This window comes from Bacillus sp. LL01 (genome assembly GCF_001037965.1).
This window is the reverse complement of sequence record NZ_LFEL01000143.1, coordinates 1-4,793: the sequence shown is the minus strand read 5'-3', so window position 1 is coordinate 4,793 and position 4,793 is coordinate 1. Positions and strand designations below refer to the sequence as shown.

Below are 4,793 nucleotides of genomic sequence, written 5' to 3'. Positions count from 1 at the left end.
CGAAGCATGTACCGATGGATCGTTTACTAATTGAAACGGACTGTCCTTATTTGGCGCCACATCCATACCGCGGWAAACGTAACGAGCCGGCCTACGTTAAGCTTGTAGCGGAACAAATTGCTGAGCTTAAAGAGGTGGATTTAGAAGTGGTGGCGAATAAAACAAGAGAGAATGCTAAAAGACTTTTTGGCATAATTCGATAGCCGCTTTTGTCAAAGCGTGACGGGGCTTGTCTAGAATATTTCTGTTTCGTTATAGTTCTACACGACAAACGTCACGCATAGAGTGGACGTGTCGAGAAGTTAGGGTTTCCAATCATGCCATTTTCATAGATAATAGAGTAGATGTGGCGCGATACCCATATTTAATCAGTTGACAAAAAGGAGGTACAGTGTTTATAATTCGAACGTTGAGAAGGAGGAATGGATGACATGGAAGCGAATATACGCCGGTTTCTTCCAGGTAATGGTTCTGGTATGAAACTAGTCATCTCCGTCATAAGTCTCATTCTCTTCGTTGGCGTGATCATTTACGCTGTATACGAGACGACGAAGGCAACAGTTACGGTTATGGTTGATGAAGAAGAAGTAACCGTTCAAACACATGCTTCAACTGTTGCTGAATTGATGATGGAGCAAGAATGGGATGTTAACGAATATGATCATATAGAACCATCACTAGATTCTCAAATTGATGGAAATATGCTTGTAACGTGGCAACCTGCAAAGCAAGTAGCAATGACAATTGATGGAGAAAAGCAAAATGTATGGACGACTGCTGAAGACGTTGAACAGCTTTTAGCCGAACAAAATATTGAATATACTGATCACGATCACATTGAACCAGCAGTTAATACGGCAATTACTGAAGATTTAGTTGTAAACTATGAATCTGCCTTTCAAGTTGAGCTTACAAGTGACGGTGAACAACAAGAGTTTTGGACAACTTCGACGACTGTCGCTGACTTTTTAGAGAGAGAAAATGTTTCATTAGGAGAACTTGACCGAGTCGAACCTGCGTTAGAAGAACGCTTAGACGAAGCAACAGATATTCGAGTGATACGGGTAGAAAAAGTCACCGATGTGGTGGAAGAAACCGTTGTATTTGGCACGGTTACAAAACGAGATGATGATCTTGAGAATGGTAAGGAAAAAGTAGTAAATGCTGGTGCCAAAGGCCAGGTGAATAAACATTTTGAAGTGGTGCTTGAGGATGGAGAAGAAATTTCTCGTGAATTAGTGAAAACCGAGACGGTAAAAGAGAGTGAAGATCGGATTGTTGCTGTAGGAACAAGACCTGCTCCTGAGACCGTATCTCGTAGTTCAAGTCCGAAACCAGCACCAACGAGTTCACCTAGTCCAACTCCTGCAAGTAATAACAATTCAAGTTCGTCATCTGAGAGCGAATCTAAACAAAGTGGAGGTCGCACAATGACTGTTAGTGCGACGGCTTATACTGCTTCTTGCAGTGGTTGTAGCGGAGTGACGGCAACTGGAATTAATTTGAATAATAATCGTAATATGAAAGTGATCGCAGTAGATCCAAGTGTGATTCCGCTAGGCTCAAAAGTCCACGTAGAGGGCTATGGTACAGCTGTTGCTGGAGATACAGGTGGTGCGATTAAAGGAAATAAAATTGATGTTCATGTTCCAACAAAAGAAGAGGCTACACGTTGGGGACGTAAGTCAGTTAAAATTACTATTTTAGATTAATGGCTTATCAGCACAGAGCGTTATCGTTCTGTGCTTTTTTTTTGTGAAAAAAAAGTCTACAATATAGAGAACAATTTATTTTGAGCATGGTAAGGATAAGTAGGGTTAATAAAGGAGTTTGTGAATGAAAATTAAAGAAGTGATCGTCGTAGAAGGTCGAGATGACACTGTGGCGGTTCAAAGAGCAGTAGATGCTGATACGATTGAAACGAATGGCTCTGCCGTTAATAAAGCTTGTCTAGAGCGTATCGCCCTTGCCAAAGAGCGGAGAGGTGTGATTATTTTTACAGACCCGGATTATCCGGGTGAGCGGATTAGAAATGTGGTAAATGAACATGTCCCAGGATGTAAGCATGCTTTCCTTCCAAAAAACGAAGCCATCTCAAAAAATGGAGATGACCTCGGTGTTGAAAATGCATCAATTGAAGCAATTCGTATGGCGCTTAGTCATGTACTACGAACATATGAGGAGCCGCTAGAGACGATTACTTGGGATGATTTACATGCTGCGGGTCTTATAGGAGGTCCGCGTGCTAAACAACGTCGTGAACATCTTGGAATATTGCTTAAAATTGGGTATGCGAATGGAAAGCAATTGTTAAAACGACTTCACACGTTTCACATAACGGAATCTGAATTTAGGGAAGCACTTATTGAGGTATACAGGGAGGAACAACAATGAACAAGGATATTGCCACACCGATACGCACGAAAGAAATTTTAAAGAAGCATGGCTTTAGTTTTAAAAAGAGCTTAGGTCAAAACTTTTTAATCGATACAAATGTTTTACGGAATATAGTAGATGCTGCAGGTCTTGATGAAACATCAGGTGCGATTGAAATTGGGCCTGGGATTGGAGCTTTAACCGAGCAGTTAGCTAAAAGAGTTGATCAAGTAGTTGCATTCGAGATTGATCAACGATTATTACCGGTCTTAAAAGACACGCTATCACCTTATGATAATGTTGAAGTGATTCACTCGGATGTTTTAAAAGCAGATATTAACGAGGCGATTACAACCCACTTCAAAGATAGCCAGGATCTAATGGTGGTAGCGAATCTTCCCTATTATGTCACGACGCCAATTCTCATGAAATTACTTGAATTGAAGTTGCCGATTAGAGGAATTGTGGTCATGATCCAAGCTGAAGTGGCAGAAAGAATAGCAGCAAAGCCAGGTACAAAAGATTATGGATCATTATCAATTGCTGCGCAGTATTATGCAGAGGCGGAGAAAGTGTTAACGGTTCCTGCTTCGGTTTTTGTACCCCAACCTAGAGTTGATTCAGCTGTCTTGCGCTTAACAATTAGAGAGACTCCTGCAGTTGATGTGATAGATGAACAGTATTTCTTTAAAGTGTTTCATGCAAGTTTTGCTAACAGAAGAAAGACGATTTTAAATAACCTTATTCATAATTTAGCTTCAAAGGAACAAAAACCAAAAATTGAACAGGCTTTAGCAGAAGCAAATATAGATCCTAAAAGACGTGGTGAAACGTTATCAATTGAAGAGTTTGGCACTTTAAGTGATACTCTTTACAAAATTCTTCAACCTTAGCACAGTTTTTCTTTCTCTCACATAGGCTGAGTTGAGAGGGGGAAGTGCCGATGAAATTAAAAACTGGAGATATTGTGGCTCGGCTTTCCTACAAATGTGATATAGTATTTCGCGTTCACAAAATCATAGGCAATACAGTAGAGCTTGTTGGAGAAGAGATGCGTTTAGTAGCAGATGCCCCTCTAGAGGATATAGTGCTCATCTCTGAAGAAGAGAGAACAAAGCGTAGGAAACAAGCTCTAGAGACAGAATTGAACTCCTACCGCCTTTTTAGGCAAGATGCTAAGCTAAWGAAAGAGCGAAATGAATATGAGTCCACATCTGGATATGAAGCAGAATCATCTTTTTTTGAGTTGCGTGGTCGTGTTTTGCATGTTGACGGGGATCCGCTCTATTTGCGTAAATGTACAGAGTTATATGAGCGGTTAGGGATACCTGTGTATGGAGTTCATATAGCTGAAAAGGAAATGCCTGCACAAATTGGTTCCTTACTTGAGATGGTTCAACCAGACATTGTGGTCATCACAGGTCATGATGCTTATCTGAAAGGAAAGGGAGATGAGGACGACTTACGTTCTTATCGGCACACCAAACAGTTTGCAGAATGTGTCAGGATTGCTAGAAAACATGTGGCACACAGAGACGAACTGGTGATTTTTGCGGGTGCTTGCCAATCTCATTTTGAGACGTTAATAAGAGCGGGTGCTAATTTTGCAAGTTCTCCTGAACGAGTCAATATTCATGCGCTCGACCCCGTTTTTATAGCAGCTAAAGTTAGCTTAACATCATTTATGGACGGTATTGGCCTTTGGGATGTCTTGCGAAATACGATTACCGGTGAAAAAGGTTTAGGTGGGATCGAAACGCGTGGCGTTATGAGGCGGGGAATGCCGATAAAACAAGAGTACCAGTCAGAAGAATGACTGGTACTCTTTATAGTTAGCTATGTTATTCAGCGGATCCAGTCCACTCTTTAATTAAATCACGATTATCTTCAACCCATTGCTCTGCGCCTTCAGCAGGGTCACCTACTTCATTGATAACAGCCATTAAATCACTTAACTGATCATCAGTCATGTACCAATTGTTCCACCATTCTTCGATCTCTGGGAAATCTTCAGCAAACCCAGTACGTGACATCCAATAAATATCATCAGCTTCACCGTATACTAGATCTGTATCTTCTAAATATTTTAAGTCATATTCAGAGAAAATCCAATGTGGGTTCCAAGCAGTAATAATAATGTTTTCTTCGTTGTTATACGCACTTTCAAGTTCACTTAACATAGCCGGTTCAGAACTTTCAATGAGAGTGTAAGGAAGGTCGTATTCTTCAATCGCTTGACGAGTAAGCTCCATTAAGCTAGCTCCAGCATCAATTCCTACAATTTGGTCAACGTCAACCTCATCTTGCATCGATACTAAATCTTCAATTGTGTTAACCTCTTCCATGTAGGATGGTACAGCTAAACCTAGGCCAGTGCCTTCATACCAAATCTCATGTAATTCAACGTCTTCTCCATA

6 protein-coding genes are annotated in these 4,793 nt (G+C 40.8%); 5 read left to right on the top strand and 1 reads right to left on the bottom strand.

Annotated elements, in window-relative coordinates; translation table 11 throughout:
- The 5 genes from AB685_RS26550 to yabG form a co-directional block, all read left to right on the top strand.
- The coding region (locus AB685_RS26550; protein WP_198530599.1) for a TatD family hydrolase at nt 1-203 on the top strand (203 nt) is incomplete at its 5' end.
- A gap of 228 nt (nt 204-431) precedes the next feature.
- Nucleotides 432-1,712: a G5 and 3D domain-containing protein gene (locus AB685_RS26545; RefSeq protein ID WP_047973597.1), complete on the top strand. Its 1,281-nt coding sequence runs from the start codon at nt 432-434 to the stop codon at nt 1,710-1,712.
- Nucleotides 1,713-1,836: 124 nt separating this feature from the next.
- Nucleotides 1,837-2,394, top strand: coding sequence for a ribonuclease M5 (gene rnmV, locus AB685_RS26540; protein WP_047973596.1), 558 nt, complete (start codon nt 1,837-1,839; stop codon nt 2,392-2,394).
- The gene (rsmA, locus tag AB685_RS26535) at nt 2,391-3,269 is read left to right on the top strand and encodes a 16S rRNA (adenine(1518)-N(6)/adenine(1519)-N(6))-dimethyltransferase RsmA (protein WP_047973595.1); all 879 of its coding nucleotides are present in this window, start codon (nt 2,391-2,393) and stop codon (nt 3,267-3,269) included. Before rnmV ends, rsmA begins: the two co-directional genes overlap by 4 nt.
- A 50-nt stretch (nt 3,270-3,319) precedes the next feature.
- Entirely contained in the window at nt 3,320-4,192 is an 873-nt protein-coding gene (yabG, locus tag AB685_RS26530; RefSeq protein WP_047973594.1) for a sporulation peptidase YabG, read from the top strand.
- A 25-nt stretch (nt 4,193-4,217) separates the two neighbouring features.
- Here yabG and AB685_RS26525 read toward each other — a convergent pair.
- On the bottom strand, nt 4,218-4,793 hold a 576-nt coding region (locus tag AB685_RS26525; RefSeq protein WP_047973593.1), incomplete at its 5' end, for a glycine betaine ABC transporter substrate-binding protein.